The organism is Ornithinimicrobium cryptoxanthini (assembly GCF_023923205.1).
GTDB classification, from domain to species: Bacteria; Actinomycetota; Actinomycetes; order Actinomycetales; family Dermatophilaceae; genus Ornithinicoccus; species Ornithinicoccus cryptoxanthini.
Map to the genome: position 1 here is coordinate 3466785 of NZ_CP099490.1, position 19784 is coordinate 3486568.

General features: G+C 68.3%; 17 protein-coding genes and 1 riboswitch. Of the genes, 7 read left to right on the plus strand and 10 right to left on the minus strand.

Annotated elements, in window-relative coordinates:
- Window positions 1-65: 65 nt before the first annotated feature.
- Window positions 66-1100: a DUF2891 family protein gene (locus NF557_RS16020; RefSeq protein ID WP_252620762.1), complete on the minus strand. Its 1035-nt coding sequence runs from the start codon at window positions 1098-1100 to the stop codon at window positions 66-68.
- A 29-nt stretch (window positions 1101-1129) separates the two neighbouring features.
- Here NF557_RS16020 and NF557_RS16025 point away from each other — a divergent pair, with 29 nt between their 5' ends.
- Together NF557_RS16025 and NF557_RS16030 are read left to right on the plus strand one after the other, a co-directional pair.
- Window positions 1130-1894, plus strand: a complete 765-nt coding sequence (locus NF557_RS16025; RefSeq protein WP_252620763.1) for a thioesterase family protein — start codon at window positions 1130-1132, stop codon at window positions 1892-1894.
- 326 nt (window positions 1895-2220) lie between these two features.
- Entirely contained in the window at window positions 2221-2754 is a 534-nt protein-coding gene (locus tag NF557_RS16030; protein ID WP_252620765.1) for a hypothetical protein, read from the plus strand.
- A 92-nt stretch (window positions 2755-2846) separates the two neighbouring features.
- Here the strand turns inward: NF557_RS16030 and NF557_RS16035 are convergent, their stop codons facing one another.
- On the minus strand, window positions 2847-5267 hold the full coding sequence (locus NF557_RS16035) for an HNH endonuclease signature motif containing protein (protein ID WP_252620767.1): 2421 nt from the start codon (window positions 5265-5267) through the stop codon (window positions 2847-2849).
- Window positions 5268-5438: 171 nt separating this feature from the next.
- Here NF557_RS16035 and NF557_RS16040 point away from each other — a divergent pair, with 171 nt between their 5' ends.
- Entirely contained in the window at window positions 5439-6491 is a 1053-nt protein-coding gene (locus tag NF557_RS16040) for a hypothetical protein (RefSeq protein WP_252620769.1), read from the plus strand.
- Window positions 6492-6568: 77 nt separating this feature from the next.
- Here NF557_RS16040 and NF557_RS16045 read toward each other — a convergent pair whose 3' ends face one another.
- From NF557_RS16045 to NF557_RS16080, 8 genes are all read right to left on the minus strand, one after another.
- The gene (locus NF557_RS16045; RefSeq protein ID WP_252620771.1) at window positions 6569-6925 is read right to left on the minus strand and encodes a hypothetical protein; all 357 of its coding nucleotides are present in this window, start codon (window positions 6923-6925) and stop codon (window positions 6569-6571) included.
- Window positions 6926-6964: 39 nt separating this feature from the next.
- Window positions 6965-7366, minus strand: a complete 402-nt coding sequence (locus NF557_RS16050; RefSeq protein WP_252620772.1) for an ester cyclase — start codon at window positions 7364-7366, stop codon at window positions 6965-6967.
- 47 nt (window positions 7367-7413) lie between these two features.
- Window positions 7414-10290, minus strand: coding sequence for an AAA family ATPase (locus tag NF557_RS16055; protein ID WP_252620774.1), 2877 nt, complete (start codon window positions 10288-10290; stop codon window positions 7414-7416).
- Window positions 10291-10975: 685 nt separating this feature from the next.
- The gene (locus tag NF557_RS16060) at window positions 10976-12505 is read right to left on the minus strand and encodes a hypothetical protein (protein ID WP_252620776.1); all 1530 of its coding nucleotides are present in this window, start codon (window positions 12503-12505) and stop codon (window positions 10976-10978) included.
- Complete coding sequence (locus NF557_RS16065) at window positions 12423-12752, minus strand: hypothetical protein (RefSeq protein ID WP_252620778.1); 330 nt, start codon at window positions 12750-12752, stop codon at window positions 12423-12425. The genes NF557_RS16060 and NF557_RS16065 overlap by 83 nt, the downstream gene beginning before the upstream one ends.
- A 128-nt stretch (window positions 12753-12880) precedes the next feature.
- On the minus strand, window positions 12881-13819 hold the full coding sequence (locus NF557_RS16070) for an ABC transporter ATP-binding protein (RefSeq protein ID WP_252620779.1): 939 nt from the start codon (window positions 13817-13819) through the stop codon (window positions 12881-12883).
- 56 nt (window positions 13820-13875) lie between these two features.
- Window positions 13876-15531 (minus strand): ABC transporter permease, encoded by a 1656-nt coding sequence (locus NF557_RS16075; RefSeq protein ID WP_252620780.1) that lies wholly within the window; start codon window positions 15529-15531, stop codon window positions 13876-13878.
- The gene (locus tag NF557_RS16080) at window positions 15507-16595 is read right to left on the minus strand and encodes a thiamine ABC transporter substrate-binding protein (protein ID WP_252620782.1); all 1089 of its coding nucleotides are present in this window, start codon (window positions 16593-16595) and stop codon (window positions 15507-15509) included. The genes NF557_RS16075 and NF557_RS16080 overlap by 25 nt, the downstream gene beginning before the upstream one ends.
- Before the next feature lies 1 nt (window position 16596).
- Window positions 16597-16703: riboswitch (TPP riboswitch) on the minus strand.
- Between the two features lie 228 nt (window positions 16704-16931).
- On the opposite strand from NF557_RS16080, the gene NF557_RS16085 reads away from it, so the two are divergent.
- Genes NF557_RS16085 through NF557_RS16100 form a run of 4 tightly spaced genes read left to right on the plus strand, consistent with a single transcriptional unit; the run spans window position 16932 to window position 19762 of the window.
- Window positions 16932-18071, plus strand: coding sequence for a DegT/DnrJ/EryC1/StrS family aminotransferase (locus NF557_RS16085; protein WP_252620784.1), 1140 nt, complete (start codon window positions 16932-16934; stop codon window positions 18069-18071).
- Window positions 18068-18673, plus strand: a complete 606-nt coding sequence (locus tag NF557_RS16090) for a sugar transferase (RefSeq protein WP_252620785.1) — start codon at window positions 18068-18070, stop codon at window positions 18671-18673. The genes NF557_RS16085 and NF557_RS16090 overlap by 4 nt, the downstream gene beginning before the upstream one ends.
- Entirely contained in the window at window positions 18666-19310 is a 645-nt protein-coding gene (locus NF557_RS16095; protein WP_252620787.1) for a NeuD/PglB/VioB family sugar acetyltransferase, read from the plus strand. Before NF557_RS16090 ends, NF557_RS16095 begins: the two co-directional genes overlap by 8 nt.
- On the plus strand, window positions 19307-19762 hold the full coding sequence (locus NF557_RS16100; protein WP_252620788.1) for a hypothetical protein: 456 nt from the start codon (window positions 19307-19309) through the stop codon (window positions 19760-19762). Before NF557_RS16095 ends, NF557_RS16100 begins: the two co-directional genes overlap by 4 nt.
- The last annotated feature ends 22 nt before the right edge of the window (window positions 19763-19784 follow it).

Genomic DNA, 19784 nt, shown 5'->3' on the forward strand with positions numbered 1-19784 from the left:
CGTCTCGCTGTCCTGTCCCTCATGCCGCGGGAGTGGCCTGGTGGCGGCGCTCCCGAGGCGTCGGGTCAGACCTGCCAGCGCTCGGCGAGCAGCAGGAAGCTGACCAGCCAGTGGGTCGCCATGAAGTCGCCCTCGGTCACGTGCGGCAGCACGGCATCGACCTGACGGTCCGCCGACTGCAGGAGTATGCCGGCGCGCACCCCCGGCAGCGACCTCGCCAGGGCGCGCAGCTGCCAGGCGCGGGAGAGGGCCAGGCCCAGCAGGTGGGCTCCCTGACCGTCGGTCGGGTCGAGCACGGTGGGCGGCTCCAGCAGGTGCGCGTGAGCACCCTCGCCCAGACCCGGCAGGAAGTGCTCGAGCCACGCGGCGAAGTCGAGGCCGAGGACGGCCTGCATCAGCACGGCCTCGGTCAGCGCGGGCGAGAGGAAGTCGCTGCCGGACGGCTCGTCCGCCGTGGCCGCAGGTCCGTCGTCACCGAACCAGTCGACGGCCCGGGCCGCGACGGCCTGCGTGACATCGACCCGACCGAGCTCACCGAACGCGCGGTGCAGGAGCAGCAGCCCGAAGGCGTCGTTCTGGTGCTTGCCGTGCCGGATCGGATAGGCCTGCCGCGGCAGCCAGGCCAGGACGTGGTCGGCGATCACCTCGAGCAGCGGCGCCATCGCGCGCGACCACTGCGGGTGCTCGCGCACGGCAGCCCCCAGCAGCGCCGCCCAGGCCCAGCCATAGGGCCGCTCAAAGCCGGGCCGCTCCCGCAGATAGGCCGCCTCGACGGCGAGGTTGGCCGGGGTGAGCCGCTCGTCCAGCAGCTGTCGCGCGACCTGTGCCTCCACCCACTGGTCGGGCACCGGCAGACCTGCTCCCACGGCATACGCATCGCTGTCCGGATCTCGGGTGGCCCCGGCGTCCTCTCCCAGCAGTTGGACCAGGGACCACTGCATGTGCACCGACGAGTGCCAGTCCAGCGCGCCGTGGAAGGCGGGGTGCAGCCGCTGCGGGGTGATGTCGGTGTCGTGCGGTCCGGTGGCCACGTGCCCGGAGGAGTAGGGGTAGGGCCGCTGGAGGACCTCGGTGGCGATCCGCAGGAGGCGCTGGTTCATGGGGCCATCTTGCTCCCTACGATGGTTGCGTGACCTACTACCAGCCCCTCGGTGACGGGGTTTATCGGCCGACGATCCACACGCAGGGCGCCTGGCAGGAGACCGAGCAGCACATGGGGCCAGCCTCGGGCCTGCTCGCCCACGCGCTAGAGCTCCACGAGCCGCGCGAGGACCTGCAGCTGGCGCGCATCTCCTTTGACATCCTCGGCATGATCCACCTCGAGGACTCCACGATCCGCACCCGCACCGTGCGGCCCGGGCGGACCATCGAGCTGGTCGAGGCGACGATGAGCTCGGGCGGGCGCGACGTGATCCGGGCCAGTGGGTGGCGGCTGTCCACCCAGGACACCTCGGCCGTGGCCGGGACCGCGGTCGAGCCTTTGCCTGGTCCGGAACGGCTGGAGCCGTGGCAGGGCATGCAGGTGTGGGGTGGCGGCTACATCAGCTCCGTGGAGTTCCGCGCGGTCGAGCCCCCGGTGCCGGGGCGCGCGCGGGTCTGGCTGCACACCGAGCACGACCTGGTGGAGGGCGTGCCGTCCACCCCGCTGGCCCGGTTCGTCGGTCTGGTCGACACGGCCAACGGCATCGCCGTGCGGCAGTCGCCGCGTGAGTGGCTCTTCCCCAACACGGATCTGACCATCCACTTCCACCGCCCGCCCACCGGGCGCTGGGTCGGTCTGGACACGACGGTCTCCTGGGGTGGCACCGGCCTCGGGGTCACCTCAACCGTGCTGCACGACGAGCACGGACCCGTCGGCCACGCGCTCCAGGTCCTGACGGTCCGCGCTCAGTGAGGGCGGGACGTCGCAGACTATGTGACCCTCGTCACAGTCTGCGAGATAGCGCAACTCAGCCCCCTCTCGCGACGTCTCTTGAAGTGTGTGGGTCCGGGGCAAGACCCGACACATGAGCGGGACTCTTCGGAGTGCACCGCGACAGGGAAGGGCGTCGGCGCAGGGGTCGGCGCCTTTTCCTTTGCTCACAGCCTCCGGTCTGCTCACCGCTTCCCGACTTCCTCACCGCCTCTCGCCTGCCGCACCGCGTCCCGTCTGCCACGGGACGGAACGGAGCGATCGGTCTGACCGTCATACACTCGGAAACCGACGAGAGGTGAGGACAGATGAAGATCTCCCGACCGATTCGCGCTGGCGCACCCGCGCTCGCCGTGATGCTCGTCTTGGGGCTGGGGGCCTGCGGGACGACCGAGGACACACCAGGGGGCACAACCGAACCCACGAGCAGCGACACGGCGCCGACGACTGAGCCCGCTGACGATGTTGCCCCGACGACCGACGACGAGGAAGCCACCGAGATGCCCCCTGTGAACCCGACCGAGGGCGCTGCCCTGCCGACCGGCCCCGTGCCCACCAACGTGCTCGCCCAGGACAACGTCAAGGCCGCCGTCACTGATCTCGCCGAGCGCGAGGGTGTCGGCGAGGATGCGGTGGCGGCCGCTGGCTACTCCGCCGTGACCTGGCGCGACGGCAGCATCGGCTGCCCGAAGCCGGGAATGATGTATACCCAGGCCCTGGTCCCCGGCCACCTCCTCGTGCTCGAGGTCGACGGCGAGCTGTTCAGCTATCACGCCGGCCGGGACGGCACGTTCAACTACTGCGCCAACCCGAGCCTGCCGCCGCTCGACGCGACCATGTGACGCTCAGCCTCGGGCGTGCGGGCCTGTCTGAGGCACTGCGGGAAATCCCGAGTGAAAGCATGGACGCCGATCGTCGCTAGCCGTGGATCGGATCAGAACGGCGGCGGGTCGTCGTGGGGCTTGGACCAGGGTCCGTGTCCGGTGCCGCCGGTGTCCTTCCCGCGGTCGTGTTGCTGACCGGCCTGCTGGTCATCGGCCTGGTGCTCGTCACTGTTCGGCTGATCACCATCGCTCGCGTTGTCGTGGTCGGTGCGGGTGGCTCTGTGGCGGTCGTGTTCGGCTCGGGTGGCGTCGGGGGCGGGGCGGTAGGCCCGTTGGCCGTCGGGGCCGGTGTGGGTCAGGGTGATCTGGTCCCAGCCGGTGAAGTCGTCCTCGAACCCGGGGTTGTCTTCGCGGGCTTCGAAGGGTGAGCCGGGGGGCCGGTAGGACAAGGCTTGGTAGATCGCGGCGTCAATCGCGTCGCCCTTCGTCGCCCCGGCGGCGATCTCCTGGTCGATCTGGGTCTTCGCCGCGGTCAGCAGCTTGGTGTACTGGTTGTAGTCGTGAGCCTTGGTGGTGTAGATCCGCCCGAGCAGGGTGGTCCAGGTGACGTCACGGTTGGTGTTGATGATCGCGTCGACGTCCTTCTTGGTCTTCTTGTCGTGGTGGGTGGTGCTCAGGGCCATGGCATTGGCCTCACAGGTGTGGCCGCCGGTGGTGCCGTACTCCTGGACGTGATCTAGCTGGGAGGTCTTGGCGGGCTTGACGCAGCCGGGGGCGCGGCAGAACCGGTCGGCGGCGATGATCTGGGCGCGCATCGCGGCATCGAAGCGGTAGGCGGTGATCGAGCGCTCCACGCACCGGCCGGTGGCCGGGTCGGTCAGCAGGCGGTACAGGGTCGAGCCGGGGACCAGGGCCAGGTCACGCACCTGGGTCGGGGACAGGAAGAGTGAGTCGCGACCGACGATCTCACCGACACCGACATCAGGGAGGCGGATCTGCTCATCGACCAGGCCGTGAGGATCCTGATCAGCATCAGCATCAGGGTCGGCGTCAGCGTCGTGAGGGTCGTCAGGGTGGTTCGGGGTGTGCTGGTCGGGTGGAGCCCCGTCAGCGCTGGGGCCCGGACGGTCACGGTGGTGGTGAGCGGCGGGGTCGGGGCAGGGTTGTCCCCTCAGGCCGGGACCTGGTGGGTTGCCGGAGCCTGTCGCGGCGGCACCCGATGTCGTGCTGGCGCCGCAGGTGCAGGTGCAGGTGCAACCCGGCCCACCGGGTCGGTCGGCGAACGCTGCCGGGATCGGGGTCCCTTCAGGATCAGTGCCGAGGAGGGTGGTGAGGGGGACGATGACGTCCAGGGTGGCGGCCGGTAGCCCGGACAGGACCCGGGCTAGCTGTTCGGACTGTTCGATGGTGACCTGGTCGGGGTCGTCGGGGATGGCTGAGAGGTCGACGGTCCCTTTGAGCAGGAGCGCGGTCGCGATCGCGCACCGCAGCTGACGCTGGCTGCGTGGGTCGCCCAGGGCGCGGGCCCGGCGGGCGGCGGCGTCGATCCGTTCGTTGATCGCGGTCCCTTCCAGGGCGGTGGTCCCGATCATGAAGGTGCCGGTGCCGTTCTCATCGAGCATCAGGTGGGTGTCGGCGTTGGCTTTCGCGGCAGCGTCAGCCTCTTTCTGCTTCTCGGGGTCTTGGGCGTTGACCCGGGCGATCTCGCGTTTCAGGGCCCGGTGGAACTCCTTGTGCCGCCACGGGCCACCCAGGAACGCCCCGCTGGAGTCGACCCGTTCGGTGACCGCAGCGCCCGGGTCGGTGCCGAAGAAGCCGTTAGCGATCGCGGCACCGTCCTCGTGAGCCATGCCGGTGCAGGCCCGGTAGTAACGGCGCACCAACCGCCAGGACGACTCACCACACCTCAGGGAGTGGTGGACCGGGCCGGCGACCTCGGGTGCGGCGTTCGCGACAGCGACCAGGTCGCGGACCTCGCCCTCACCCCACCCGGTCCCTGCCTCGATCTCTGCGCAGGTCTTGGACTTCGCCCGCGCACGCCACTTCTCTTTCTGAGAGGCCGAGAGCTCGTCCGGGCTGGCCGCGCCCTTCTCGCCCAGCAGCAGTTTGCCGTGCACCCACGTCAACTCCCTTGCCGCGGACAGGACGACCGACTCCAGGTGCCCCGCGGCCGCGGTGAGGGACTCGATCGCCCCCAGCAGGTCACTGCCATGCTCCAGCAACCGCGGCGCCTCCAGGTGCTTCCGCCCCGCGTCGGAGCCGGCGACGGTGGCACACGCCAGCGACGCGCTCGTCAACGCCTCCGCCGCACCAGACCCAACGCCCAGGCGCGCCAGCACCGCGCGCAGCTGCTCCGCAGCCTCATCCTGCGAGATCTCGTCATCGGGCTCCGGGGTCGGCTCATCAACTGGCTGCGGCGCGATCGGCGACAACGGCCAGGACCCACGCCACAGCCCGCCACGACCCAACTCCAGCCCAGGAGCAGCGCTCAACAACCGCTCCAACCGGTCGGCCAACACTTCGGTCGACATCACTGCCCCCTCTCCCAGACGAACCAGGTTCTCCAACTACAACCACATTAGAACAAAGGTCTGACAGTGCGACCGCAGCGCGCTGACCAGCGGCGATGCGGCATACAGACAGCAGATGACGGGACCGAAAAGCCTCTAGACAGAGACCCCGACCAGGAGGACTCTTCAAAGATGGAAGAGACTCCGCGATCAGCGCCAGGGCCGGCGAGCGGGTTCGTCGCACTCCCTGCAGCTGACTTCGCCAACCTGCGCCTGACCTACGACCATCTGCGGTGGACCCTGATCGGTCTGCCCATCCTGCTGTTCTGCGTGACCCTCACCATCGGACTGTGGAAGGCGCTGACCACCGGCCCCTGGAAGGACTCGTTCCCCAGCTCGATCAGCGCCTACTACAGCGGCTCCTCCCGTGACGTCTTCGTCGGCGTCATGATCGCCATTGCCGCCTGCCTCATCGCCTACCGAGGCACGACCGCGCTCGAGGAGTTCAGCCTCAACATGGCCGGTTTCTTCGCCGTGTTCGTCGCCCTCATCCCCACCACCCTGGAAAGCGTCATGAAGCAGCTCCGCGACCTGGGCGAACGTCCGGTGGGCGGCTTCAGTGCCGCCGACTACGGGTGGTCACTGCGGATCACCGTGTTCTGGGTGGTCATCATCTGTGCCGTCCTGGCCTTCCTGACACTGCGCAGGTCCCACCGGACCGCAGAGATGTTTGCCAGGGGAGGTTGGGGCCGCAGGTTCATGGTCGCGGCCGTCCTGCTGACCGCCGTGTTCCTTGCCCTGCTCGTCTGGCAACTGTATTTCGCGGGGTCAGCCGCCTACGTCGAGCTCGACGGTCTCGGCGGCCCGGCCAAGCTCCACAACTACGCGGCGATTGTGATGATCCTCCTGCTGGCCGTAGCCGTCTGGAGCCATGCCTATCCTGACCGCGCCGCCAAGGGCGACCCGACGGCCGAACCACACGATCCTGACCTCCTCTACCTCTACAAGTGGATCTTCCTGGCGATGACCGTCGGCGTGGTCCTGGTCGGCGTGCTCGTCAGACTCTTGACGCCGGACCACTGGGTGCTGGCCATCGAGTGGTGGGAGATCGGCTGTTTCGCCTTCTTCTGGTTCGTGGAGACCCGCCGCGCGGCCCGACGCCGCCGCAAGCTGGGACAGGCGAGCGCTGCGCCAGCCATCGAGGGCTCACCGACGGTCCAGGCCGCGCCGATGGTGACTCTCTAGGACAAGCATCGGGGGTATGCCGTGAGCTGGGAGCACGGCATACCTCCCTTGCCTGGGAGCACCAAGGCACCAGCCCGCTATCTGCGCGTGCCCCAGAACTCGACCTCGAGGCCGATGGGATCCACATACCAGCAGTGGACCGCATGCTTGTTGCTCGCCTTGAACCCCGGGACGTCGAGGGTCACGTAGGGGCCCTCACCCGTCGGAAGAACGACCTCGACATACTTCGGGATGATCACGTCGTTCGTGCCCACGACGTGGAACGGTGTGCCGAAGCCGGCCGGGGTCAGGTAGGTGTGCACAGTTCCTTCGTCACACTCCAGGACCCGCTCCTGAGTCCAGGATGGTGGTGGGGCGCCCGCGACGGCGGCGGTGGCTGCCCACAGGCTGATGCTGCCCATCAGGACGAGGGGTGAGATGAGCCGGATGATCATGATTTCTTCTCCTTTGTCTCGTGCCGCGCTAGGCGAGCGCTAGGCGACCTGTTGCAGGAAGGTCGAGACCAGCAGGTAGACAGAGGCTTCCTGCACGTAGCCGTCGGCGATCCGGTAGCTCACGACCAGTGGGATGCGCACCTCGCGTCCCGTGGCCGGGACACCCGCGAACTCCCCGATGTGGGTGCCTACGATGACCGCCTCGAGGACCGCGGCACCGTCTCCGATGGTGGACCGCACCTCCTCGGCTCCCGCCTGGAACGCGACGTGGTAGACGTAGTGCAGCATTCCCGCGATGGCCTCGCGCCCGATGTAGTCCTGTCCGGACGCGATGTCGTGAAAGATCGCGTCCGGCGCGATCAGCGACGTGTCGTGTTCCGCCGCGTAGGCCTCCATCACCTGCCTGGTCTCCTCGACGGACTGTGTCTCCTGGATGCTCATCAGACTCCTCCTTCGGTTGTCCGGCGACCCGCCGGATACCTCGGACGTTAGGAGCCAGGTGTTCCCGCCGTGTTCCCGCGGTCGAGGAGGGCGGCTACGGCCTCGGCCACGTCGGCGTCGGCCGACTGCTCCACTGCGCCGCGGGCTGCGTGCGTCGCCCGGTCGGACTCCTGGGTGCGGCCTTGTCTGCGATAGAGGCTGGCCAGGTGTGCGTGCGCCATGGCGACGTGCCGGTGGTTGTGGGTCCCACGCAGGAGTGTGAGCTCTTCCGTGCGGGCGCTCACCGCACCAGACAGGTCGCCCTCCGCCTCGTGGATGTCGGCGGCGATGCGGCACCCGACACTGAGCACATACCTGTCACGGGTGCGCCGCACGATCCGGATGCCTTCGTTGACGGCACCCAGCGCCTCCTCGAGCCGACCCAGCCGGCGGAGCACCCCACCCCTGTGGATCAGGAGGACCCCGCGCCGGTAGTGGTCGGCGCTCACGCCGTCCCGGGCGAGCGCCCGGTCCAGGAGCGCCAACCCGTGGTCAACATCACCGAGCGCCACGTGAGTCATCGCGAGGTAGTCCAGCGACCATGCCGCCAGGTCCCAGCTGCCCCCGTCCTCGAACACCTGGGTGGCGCGTTGCAGGATCGGCAGCGCCTCGGATGCTCGGCCGCGTCGGTGGAGTGTCCAGCCCAGCTCGGTCTCGAGCAGCGCACGGGCCAACTCGTCGGCGGTGTCCATGAGGGCGACCTCGAGGACGCCCGCCGTCTCAGCCATCCGTCCAGTGCGGTAGTGCAGGGCGGCCAGCCGGCGGTAGCACCGGGCGCGGTCCAGCGGCTGCTCCGCGAGCTCCAGCCCCGCACGGAAAGCCCGCTCCGCACCCTCTGCGTCACCGAGCAGCAGGCGGCACCTGCCCAGGTCCAGCCAGCCGCCCACGGCAGCGGGCACCAGGCCCGCCTTGTCGTCGGCAGCGCTGTCGGCGAAGGCCGCAAGAGCCTCCTCGAGGATGTTCGCAGCTGCCTCTGGTGTGAAAGAGCGCAGCATCCGCCCGCCACTGGCCAGCCCGGCAGCAGCAGCGCCGGGCGCCCGCTCCGAGGTGGGGTATGCCGTGTAGGCCGAGAGCGCGTGGCCGGCGGCAGCATCCGCCAGGTCCCGCCGATCGGACTCCTGCGCCAGCCCGGTGAGAGCACGCGCGAGCTGGTCGTGCACCTCGCAGGTCTGGACCGCCGTCAGGTCGGCGACCACCACCTCGCGCAGCAACGGGTGGACAGGGCGCGGGGCTGAGGTGGTGCTCAGCAGGGAGTGCGACCGCAGCTCCCGCACCGATCGGTCCGCCTCCTGCTCCCCCAGGACCCGCGCGAGCAGCGGGACGGTGGCACGCTCACCGGCGAGTGCGGTCAGCGCCAGTGCGTGATGTGAGGCGGTGGTGATCAGGGACAGTCGCCGTCGCAGGAGTGCGTGGACCCGTTCGGGGAGATCCCCTCCGGTCAACGGAGCGCCTCCTGCGCCTCGCGCCAGCTCGGTGAGGAAGAACGGGTTGCCGCCGCTGCGTGTGACGAGGGCCTGCACGACGGACTCCGAGGCCACTGGATCGGTGGCGCGGTCGTGGCCGAGCAGTCGACGGGCCAGGACCGCGGTTTCCTGCGGCGTCAGAGCGGTGACCCGCAAGCTCGCGGTCGACGAGGGGACGCTCGGGAGCGGGTGGTCGGCCTCGTCACTGCGGCCGGCCATCAGCAGGCTCCACCGTCGACCGCTCGCGAGTGCACAGAGCCGTGACAGCAGGGACTTCAACGCCGGGTCCGCCCAGTGCACGTCGTCGACGACCAGGACCAGCCGCTCGGCATACGCGTCGAGCACAGCCGCCACGTCGTCGGCGAGGCGGACGGCCGACCAGCCCTGCGAGCCGCCGGAGCCGCCACGTTCGAGGACGTCGACCACGGGATGTGAGCCGGTGTGAGCGAGCCGGAGCGCCGAGGACAGCGGGGCGAAGGGCCCTCCCGCGTCGGCGGCCACGCACGTGGCCCACTGGACGAGGCACGCCTGGTCGCGCAGGCTCGCGGTCGCCCGGCACAGCAGGTGCGTCTTGCCGATCCCGGCGGGGCCGTAGACCACCCAGCTGTCACCGCCCCGAGCCGTGACGCCCACCCGGTTCCCGATCCATCGCAGCTCGGCCTCGTGGCCAACCGTGACGTCGGACTCGGCCGGGCTGCTCGGGACCTGGCGCAGACCCTCCGTCAGCCGGCGCAGAGCGGCTGGCGGTGGACCCTGCAGCCCCTGTGCGTGGACGAGCCGGCACTCGGCGTAGGCAGCGTCCAGCTCCGCCGGGCCGCGCCCCGCAGCAGCAGTCAGCACCGCCGACCACGCCTCGACGTCGCAGGGGTCGTGAGTCAGCACCCGGCCCCAGTCGGTCCCGAGCCCGCTGCTGTGTGCCAGCGCGAGCGCTGCCTCCCTGGTCAACGCCTCGTGGTCGCGCCGCACGTCCTGCGCCCAGTCCTCATACAGGTCCTCGGACAGGAGCTGGTCGGCACGTGCGAGAAGGGCCCGCAGGTCTGCCCAACCCTCGGGTGGCGGTGGGCTGACCAGGGCGCGGTGCGCCTGCTCGGTGTCCTGCGCCAGATCGGTGCGCACCTCCACCGACTCGGCGATCCACAGGGTCGCCGAGTCGCCCAGGAAAATGCCCGGGCCGACAACACTCCGAGCCAGGCTCAGTGCCTTGGACACGTTGCGCAGGGCCCGGTCCGCAGGCAGGTGGCCGAACAGGCGGTCAGCCACCACCTCCCGCGGCGCCGAGCGCGTGGGGGAGAGGACCAGCAGGGCCACGAGACGCCGGGAAGCCGGGCGTGGCCACTCGTCGCGCCACCCTGCCATGGTGCGCACGGCCACTCTGCCGATCAGTCGGACGTCGAGGGTCCCGTCAGCCTTCGCAGAGGCCATAGAGCGAGCGTAGTAGTGCCGGCCGCACCGCGACAGTGGTTCAGTCCGAGGTGACCAGCAGGTTGATCTCGATCGTTGATCGCTCCTCCCTGGCCCTGATCACCGGCACCATGCCGATAGGAGCAAAGCTAGGTAGACCCCGTGGAGACCCCTCGCGCGGCCCGACGTCGCCGCAAGCTGGGACAGGCGAGCGCTGCCACGCCGGCCATCGAGGGCTCACCCACGGTCCAGGCCGCACCGACGGTGACTCTCTAGAACAAGCATCGGGGGTATGTCGTGCGGCGGGGGAGACGTGCGTCGCGCCCGGCGTGTCGACGCCGCGGGAGATGAGCCAGCCCACAGCTTGGTTCAGGTACTTGCGTTAGGCGCGGAATGCCGGAGCACCTCCTTCTAAACGCGCCAGGGCCGCTTCGTATGACCGCCCCGTCTGTCCTCTCATCAGACCCAAAGTTCAGGGTAATAAGGGCATCACGGGGTGTCCCAGAGCCGGACGTTCTGGGACGGGTCGAACCCTCGGCGCCTGAGGCACGGGAGCGGCTAGAGTGGCGCTCATGAAGGGCGCCATCGTCGACCGGCTGGGTTAAGGGCTGTTCGTCATCCGGGGGTTCGGCCTGGTCGCGCTCACCTGGCAGGCGCTCAGCAAAGGGCAGCATCTGGGACCCCACGCCCATCAACCCGTGGTGGGTCAGGATCGTGTGGGTGCCGTTCTTCTCCGGGCCGGTGATTTACGGGCTGGCCGAGGGCGTGGGTCCGGACCGCTCGCCCGGGCGCGGCGTGCCCAGCCGGTAACAGGGGCGAGTGCGCACACCAGCACTGCGAAGCCAAAGCCGTGTGACAGGGCAGTGGTGAACACGCTGGAGCTGATAAGAGCGATGCCCTGGGAGAAGAAGACGATGCACGCGGCCGGCAACGGCAGGCCACGCGTCGCGGCGTTCGCCAGCCACAGCATGACGATGAGCACCAGCGACTCGACGACCATGCCGGGGTAGCCGTACTGCAGGAACCCGTGGCCGAACAGGTTGACGTTGGCTGCGGTGTCAGCGTTTCCTACGAACAGCAACCCGACGATGTGCACCGGGTGCATCGGCTCGCTCGCATAGGGGTCAGGGATGAGCGGGATGACCTCGGCGAAGTTCGCCTTCGGCAGCTGGGAGAACACGTCGACGTAGGCGGCGGTCAGAGCGCCGGGGACCACCATGACGCGGCGCACGATCAGGGACGACCACACGATGGAGTCGGTGACTTGGTCGAGGGCGAGCGCGAGCGTGCAGGCAGCAGTGACGGCAAGCAGGATCGTACGACCCAGGATGACCGTGCGGTAGCGGAACAGAAGCGCCAGGGCGACGACGACGGGGATCACGAACAGGTCACCCTTGGAGCCGACGCTGGAGTAGATCAGCAGCTGGCCGCCGACCCCGAGCGTTAGGGTGCCCCACTTGCGGGCGAGGATGCCGCGTGCCATGAAAAGGGGGTTGATGACGTTGGACTGCCATGGGAGCAGGTAGGCCATGACGAAACTGCCGGACGCGGCCAGGCTGAACTCGTCGCGCACCGAGTAGACGTCATCGAAACTGAGGAAGCGGACGTGCAGGCCGTTGGTGGCAACCAGCACCGCGTAGGTCAAGGCTGAGACGAGCGCGAGAAGCCCCCAGAAGTTGATGCCGGTGTCGATTCGGCGCACAGGGAGGGTCTTGACTGGGTCGAGCGCCGCGCCCCACCGGATCAGCAACATGCACGCGCCCATGACGACGCCCATGACCGTGGCCTGCGTTGGTTGCAAGGTCGGCATGTACTGGGCGAGCAGGACACTGGGGGCGACGGCCAGCGCGAACACCATCCACACGAGGAAGTCGGAAACGACCCGGATCCGCCGGGGCAGAAGCAGGGCAACGGTCAAGAGGACGAACAGTGCGGTGCCGTATTCCAGCGGTTCGGGCGCGCGGTAGCCGAGCCCTTGATAGTCGAAGAACGGGGCTACGCGGTGACGGTAGACCGCCCGGAGTGCCTCAGCGAGGATCAGGACGATGCCTACGGTGAGGATCGCCTGACGAAGGCTGCGCGCACGTGCGTCCCCCGTCTCGGCCATGCGGCCAAGGCTACCTGGAGTCAGTGCGGTCCAGGGCCCTACTTCGCTAACTAGTGGCCTTTCCAATGTCCCCGCGTTGTCGCGCAGGTAGATCCACACGACCTTGAGGAACGACGCGGCGCTCACCATCTTCGGGCGTGCGGCGGTCGATGACGGGGGCGAGCGCAGTCGCCGGGTCGATCGCGTCAGCCACGTTGCCGTCGGTGACTTCGGCATCGGAGCCGGCCGGGCCCTCGACGCTGCCGAGGTCCACCCAATCCGCGTCGGACCACACCCACAGGTGCAGGGTGTCCTCGGCGAGGTAGGCGTGACCGTTCTCGTCGGCGTACTCGGGCAGGTCGGCTGCGGTGGGCATCACCCAGGCGATGCGTGTCACAGAAGTGCCATTTTGAGACACTCAGATCCTGCCCTCCCTGGTCAGCACATCTTTCCCTGAGCTCGCGCCCGGTCCACGTCCGCGAGCGCCTCGAGGTCGAAAGTGCCGCCGACCTCGCCCGCTGGCCTCTAGAACGCAGCCATGCCCGTCACATAGGGCAGCACCCGCACGCGGTCGCCAGGCGCCAAGACGGCGTTCTGCGCGGCGAGCGCCTCGACCGGTCCCACGCCGTCAAGCTCGAGATCGACCCGCACTGCGTCGCTGATGGCGGAGGCGGACACCACGGTGGCCGACAGCGGCCCAAACCCGGAGACCCACAGGGCTGAGCGCCGCAGCGCCAACGTCGCCCCGTCGAGGCTCGCCCCCTCAGAGGACACCGCACCTCGCAGCACGTCCGCCGCGGCGCCCTCGAGGAACGTGCCGAAGCCGATGAACTCCGCCACCTGCCGGTTCTTCGGGTGCGCCCACACCTGCTGGGTCGGGCCGTGCTGCACGATCCGCCCGTCAAACATCACGGCCATCTGGTCCGCCAGCGTGAAGGCCTCGTCGTGGTCGTGCGTCACCAGCAGGGCAGTGGTCCCGGTGCTGGTGAGTATGCCGCGCAGGTCACCCGCGAGCCGCTCCCGCAGGGCGCGGTCCAGGGCCGACAACGGCTCGTCGAGCAGCAGCAGGCGAGGTTGCGCCGCGAGGGCGCGGGCGAGGGCGACGCGCTGCTGCTCGCCACCAGAAAGGGTGGTGACCGAGCGCGAGCCATAGCCCGGTAGCCCGACCGTCTCCAGCAACTCCTCGACCCGCTGAGCAATCGCGTCCCGGGACGCGCCGCGCAGACGCAGCGGATAGCCCAGGTTGCCGGCGACGTCCAGGTGCCGGAAGAGCTGACCGTCCTGGAACATGAGGGCAAAGCCGCGCCGGTGGGTCGGCACGCCCACCAGGTCGCGGCCGTCGACGCTCACCGCCCCCGTGTCCAGCACCTCGAGCCCGGCGATGGCGCGCAGCAGCGTCGACTTGCCGCAACCGGACGGGCCGAGAACGGCAAGCACCTCACCCTCGGGCAGCTCGAGGGACACGTCCGCGACAGCAACCTTCGCGCCAAACCGGACGCCAACATCACGCAAAGTGAGCACTAGAACGACCCCACACTTCCGACCCGGAGGCGTTCCACCAGGCCCATCACGGTCACGGTCAGCAGGCTGAGGAGCACCGAGGCGGCAAGCGCCATCCCCAGATTGTCAGCACCTGGCCGACTGATCAGCTGATAGATGACGACCGGCACCGTCGGCCGGTCGGGTCGCGCCAGGAAGCTGGTCGCGCCGAACTCCCCCAGCGAGATCGCAAACGCAAAGCCGGTGGCGGCCAGCAGCGGCTTGCCGAGCACTGGCCCCTCGGCGGTCCACGCGGCCCGCAGCGGCCCCGCCCCCAGCGCCGCAGCAGCCTGTCGCAGTCGTGGGTCCACCGAGCGCAGCACGGGCGTGATCGTGCGCACCACCAACGGCAGGGCGACGAGAGCCTGGGCGATCGGCACCAGCACCGCGGGGGTCCGCAGGTCCAGCGGCGGCCGGTCCAGCGTGATCAGGAAGCCGAACCCCACCGTCACCGCAGAGATCCCCAGCGGCAGCATGAACGCACCGTCCAGCGCAGAGACCAGACGCCGCGCCCCGACCCCCCGCGGCCGGCGCGACACCACGATCGAGACACACAACCCGAGCACCATCGCCAGCACCGTCGCATCCACTGCCGTGCGCAGCGAGTTCGACACCGCGTCCAGGATGCTCACCCGCAGCGCGGGGGAAGCGTCGGGATCGGCCAACAGCCGATAGTGGTCGAGCGTGAACCCGCCCCCGTCCCGCACCGACCGCCAGACCAGCGTCAGCACCGGCAGCAGCACAAAGGCCACGACTCCCCCGGCCGCCGCCAGCAGCGGCCAGTCCGAGCCTCGCGGTGCCCGAGCCACCCCGCGTGAGCGCGTCAGACTCTGCTCGGTCCGCGCCCGCCCTCGCGCCGCCACCGCCAACATCGCGACGACCGCGAGCAGCTGTATGACGGAGAGCACCGCGGCGCCGCGCAGGTCCAGGAACTCGGTGGTCAGCAGATAGATCTCGCTCTCGATCGTGCCGTAGCGCAACCCACCCAAGGTGAGCACGACCCCGAACGCGGTGGAGCAGAACAGGAAGACCAGGGTGCCGGCCGAGATGATCGCTGGCGTCAGCGCCGGCAGCGTCACGGTCCGGAAGACCTGCGCCGGTCGCGCGCCCAGGGCCGCGGCCGCGTCCTCGGCCCGCCGGTCCAGCCCCTCCCACATCCCGCCGACGGTGCGCACCACCACGGCCAGGTTGAAGAAGACATAGGCCGCCAGGATGGGGATCCAGGACCGGTCCCACCCCAGGAAGCCCAGCGGGCCACCCGCCGAGAGCAGCGCCCGGAACATCACGCCGACCACGACGGTGGGCAGCACGAACGGCATGACCACCACCGCCCGCAACAGCCCCCGACGGGGGAACTTGAGCCGATAGAGGACGAAGGCCAGCGGCAGGCCGAGCAGGAGGGTCAGCACGGTGCCGGCTGCCGCCATACTCACCGTGAAGAACAGGACCCGTCCGGTGCGGGGTCGGGTGAGCACCTCGGCCACGCCCGAGAAGTCCCAGGTCCCGTCGGGGGCGAACCCGCGCACCAGCATGCCGCCGACCGGCAGCACGAAGAAGACCGCCAGGAACGCCAGCGGGATCAGGGCCAGGAGCGTGAGCCCCACCCCGGGGATCAGCCGGTCGCGATGTCGGCCCACTGACGGACCCAGCCCTCACGGTGCTCCTCGATGAGCGCGGGGTCGACGTCGATCGGGTCGTCCGCGACCTGCGCCCACTGCGCCCACAGCTCGGGGAGCTCGACGTCTGTGACCGGATAGACATACATCGAGTCCGGGATGGCCGCCTGCACCTGGTCGGACAGCAGGTAGTCGACCAGCGCCTGCGCGCCTGCTGGGTTCTCTGCGCCCTCGAGCACGCCGGCATACTCCACCTGGCGGAAGCAGGTGTCCAGCAGCGCACTGGTGGTCGGTTCGTCGCCGCCCTCGGGGATGGTGAACGGGGGGCTGGAGGCATAGGACAGCACGATGGGCCGGTCGCCGCCGCTGAAGGTGAAGTCGACGCCGTAGGCGTCCGACCAGCCGGAGGTCACCGTCGCGCCGTTGGCCATCAGGTCCTCCCAGTAGCCCTGCCAGCCGTCCTCACCGAACTCACCGATGGTGGCCAGCAGGAAGCCCAGCCCGGGGCTGGACGAGCTGGCGCCTGGGGTGACGAACAGGTCCTGGTAGGTCGGGTCGGTCAGGTCCTGCAGCGTCTGCGGGGGATCGATGCCCTCGGCTTCGAACCAGGCGTCGTCGATGTTGACGCAGACGTCGCCGAAGTCGACGGGCGTCAGGTGTTCGGGCCCCTCGCCGGGCAAGGCATGCGCGCTCACCTCTGCGGGCAGGTCTGCCGGGGAGTATGCCGCGAGCACCCCCTCGTCGACCGCGCGGGAGGCAAACGTGTTGTCGATGCCGAAGACGGCGTCCCCGATCGGGCTGCCCTTGGTCAGCACCAGTTGGTTGGTCAGCGACCCGGCATCACCAGACGCGCGGACGACCAGGTCGTAGCCGGTCTCGTCGGTGAAGCCGTCGATGACCTCGTCCGGCAGTGTGAACGAGTCGTGCGTGACGAGCACCACCTCGCCCAAGGCTGTGCTGGTTGCCGTGCTTCTGTCAGTTTCAGCCTCGTGGGGCGGCTCGTCGTCGCTGTCACCCATCAGCGAGCAGCCGGTGAGTCCGAGCGTGAGGGCGGCCGTGCAGGCCAGGATATGTGTGGTGCGCAAGATGTCGTCTCCTTCGACTTCCTCCGCCGGTGCTAACCGGAATCAGGTTCGAGGGTCTGCGGCCCGGTGCCGCACTCTCAGCGCTCATGCGCTCCCCTGTCGTGTCCCTCCACCATAGACGACGTCACGGAGCGGTTCTCGACGTCGTGGACCCCAGGACTCACACGAGACGAGGGGGATTTCTCGCCGATTGGCCATCCAAGTTGTGATCAGCGCATACTTGGGTCAACATCAAGAGATCAAGCAGTCAACCGGCGGGAGGGGTCCCATGCGGGGAGAAAGCGTGCCTGCGCCCAGGAGGCACCGCGACCACTCGGCTCTAGGTGGGGCTAGAGCGTGACCGACCGCATCCACCTGTCTAAAGCAGACATAACAGAGGTCGAGGAAGAGTATGTCCTCCGAGCGTTACGGTCAGGCTGGGTGGCACCCCTCGGCCCGGACGTGGATGCCTTCGAGGCAGAGATCGCCGCTCGTGTCGGAGTCAAGCATGCGTTGGCGCTATCTTCGGGCACGGCTGCGCTCCATCTAGCCCTAATCCACCTTGGCGCACGCTCGGGCACCGTCGTCGTTCTCCCCACAATGACTTTCGCTGCGACGGCCAACGCCGTGGTCTACACGGGTGCAGAACCTGTGTTCGTCGACAGCCGACCTGACGACGGCAACGTGGATCCCAATCTGTTCATTGATGCTGTCGACCAGCTCCAACACGAGGGACGGCGAGTCGCCGCTGTGATGACAGTCGACCTGTTCGGCCGCGCTTGCGACTATGACGCCATCGAGCCGGCGCTCGCCGAGCGAGGCATCCCACTGATCGAGGACGCCGCCGAGGCACTCGGCGCCACCTACCAGGGTCGCGCTGCGGGTTCCTTCGGCCAAGCGGCCGCGCTGTCGTTCAACGGCAACAAAATCATGACCACATCGGGCGGGGGGATGCTCCTCAGCGACGACCAAGCACTCATCGCACACGCGCGGAAACTCTCGACGCAGGCAAGAGAGCCCTTTCCCTGGTATGAACACACTACGGTCGGCTACAACTACCGACTGTCCAATATCCTCGCCGCACTGGGACGTGGCCAACTGTCACGCCTCGACGAGATGATCGGGCGTCGGCAGGCAATCCGGAACCGCTATGTGGACGGGCTCGCAGATCTGCCCGTTCGCTTCCTCGGCGGTGAATCCGTTCGGGGCCAGAGTCAAGACAACTGCTGGTTGACGACCGTGCTGGTCGAGGAGGCCGAAGATAATCTGACTCAGATTATGAGGGCCGCGGCAAAAGACGGGATCGAGCTGCGTCATCTCTGGAAGCCAATGCATCTGCAGCCAGTTTTCGGAAGCGCGCGCTCCTTTATCAAGGGCACCGCCGAGCACCTTTTCGCCAACGGATTGACACTCCCGAGTGGCGCCGGGCTTCTGGACGAAGAAATCGACCGGGTGATCAAGCATGTCCGCCAGTCACTGACAGGGGCGGGACGATGAGTTATCGTGCTAAGCGTGCAGTTGACCTCGCCCTCGCGATTCCCGCCCTGCTAGCGACCGCGCCGATCCAACTCGTAGCCGCTGCCGCCATCAGAGTGACGATGGGGCCGCCTGTCCTGTTCCGCCAGCGACGACCAGGGCTCGGTGGCACTCCCTTCACGATGCTCAAGTTGCGCACTATGCGATCGATAGACGTGCGCTCGGGGCGCGTTGATGACGCGTCACGACTCACAGGTCTCGGGCGTTTGCTCCGCGCAACCAGTATCGATGAGCTCCCTGCCTTCTTGAACGTCATTCGAGGCGACATGAGCCTTGTTGGTCCCCGTCCGCTACTTATGCACTATCTCGATCTTTACACGCCCGAACAGGCCCGCCGCCACGAGGTCCGACCGGGAGTCACTGGCTTAGCACAGGTGAGCGGCCGGAACGCGCTGACCTGGGAGGACAAGTTCGCAAAGGACGTTGAGTACGTTGATAAACACTCTTTGCGCCTCGACCTAAGTATCCTGTTAATCACCCTGGGAAAAGTCCTCCAGCGTGACGGCATTTCCGCTGATGGCGACGTAACCATGCCCGAATTCCTGGGGAGTCAGCGTGCCTGAGCCCCTAGTAATCATTGGCGCTGGTGGCTTCGGCCGCGAGGTGGCCGACGCCGTGGAAGCGATCAACCGGATAGAGGTGAAGCCGCGGTGGACCCTTGTTGGCGTGGCGGACGACTCTCCCTCCAAGCAAAACTTGGAACGGCTCGCTGCGCGAGGGATCGCCTACCTGGGTGTCACTCAAGAGTTGATCGCACGCCACGACCGTCCGCTCTACGCCATTGGCATTGGCTCTCCGTTGGTGCGGCGCATGCTTGCGGTCGGACTGGACGAGGCCGGTTTCACGGCCGCCACCCTTATCCACCCCTATGCGAGCATCGGATCTCAGTGCAATATCGGGGGGGGAACTATCGTGTTGGCCGGGGCCAGACTCACCACCAACATCCGACTCGGTCGACACGTGCATATAAACCCCAACGTCACCGTGGGACACGATACGGTCCTTGAGGACTATGTCAGCTTGAACCCGGCCTCGGCCGTGTCCGGTGATTGCGTCGTGCAGAGTGGGGCCGTCATCGGCGTCGCCGCGGTCGTGTTGAACCAGTTGACCGTAGGCCCTGGTGCACTGGTCGGTGGTGGCGCCTGTGTGGTGAAGGATGTTCCCGCAGGAGCAACAGTAAAGGGCGTTCCGGCACGATGAAGTCACGGCGGCAAAATGGGCACAACATCGACCCGACGGCCTGGGTACCGCAGGTCCAGCACACCATCGTCTCTGGGCACACGTTGCACAAGAGCGGCCGCGAGCATGAGAACCTGATCTCAGTCACGGCCAAGACGGCCCCAGGCACTGTCATCAACCGCCTGGTCAATTGGCTCTCTCCAATCAAGGAACGCCTTAGCCTTGTGCCCGGCGAGGAGGGCACGTTCCTCGCCGAAACCCTGAACGCTGACCTCACCTTTCACGAAACTGGTCCCGCCGCGTCCGAGTTCGGCCAAGTGGCCCCGTTCCGCGGTGCGGCCGAGGGCTACAACACGCGCGCCGCGTTGATGTCGGTCGACTTCGCCGGCATCAAGGCAGTTTTGAACGGACGGGCGACGCTCCTGCTCGATTCAACATTCCAACAACACCAGGTAACCCCCGACCGCCCGTGAGCACGACCTCACCGCAGCGTCA

Excerpts from the sequence above, each read along its gene's own strand:
- NF557_RS16040 (WP_252620769.1), top strand. The coding sequence starts at position 5,439 with ATGGAAGAGACTCCGCGATCAGCGCCAGGGCCGGCGAGCGGGTTCGTC.
- NF557_RS16055 (WP_252620774.1), bottom strand. The coding sequence starts at position 10,290 with ATGGCCTCTGCGAAGGCTGACGGGACCCTCGACGTCCGACTGATCGGC.
- NF557_RS16060 (WP_252620776.1), bottom strand. The coding sequence starts at position 12,505 with ATGGTGAGCGCCGCGTCGTTCCTCAAGGTCGTGTGGATCTACCTGCGC.
- NF557_RS16090 (WP_252620785.1), top strand. The coding sequence starts at position 18,068 with ATGAGTTATCGTGCTAAGCGTGCAGTTGACCTCGCCCTCGCGATTCCC.
- NF557_RS16050 (WP_252620772.1), bottom strand. The coding sequence starts at position 7,366 with ATGAGCATCCAGGAGACACAGTCCGTCGAGGAGACCAGGCAGGTGATG.
- NF557_RS16045 (WP_252620771.1), bottom strand. The coding sequence starts at position 6,925 with ATGATCATCCGGCTCATCTCACCCCTCGTCCTGATGGGCAGCATCAGC.
- NF557_RS16020 (WP_252620762.1), bottom strand. The coding sequence starts at position 1,100 with ATGAACCAGCGCCTCCTGCGGATCGCCACCGAGGTCCTCCAGCGGCCC.
- NF557_RS16035 (WP_252620767.1), bottom strand. The coding sequence starts at position 5,267 with ATGTCGACCGAAGTGTTGGCCGACCGGTTGGAGCGGTTGTTGAGCGCT.
- NF557_RS16030 (WP_252620765.1), top strand. The coding sequence starts at position 2,221 with ATGAAGATCTCCCGACCGATTCGCGCTGGCGCACCCGCGCTCGCCGTG.
- NF557_RS16100 (WP_252620788.1), top strand. The coding sequence starts at position 19,307 with ATGAAGTCACGGCGGCAAAATGGGCACAACATCGACCCGACGGCCTGG.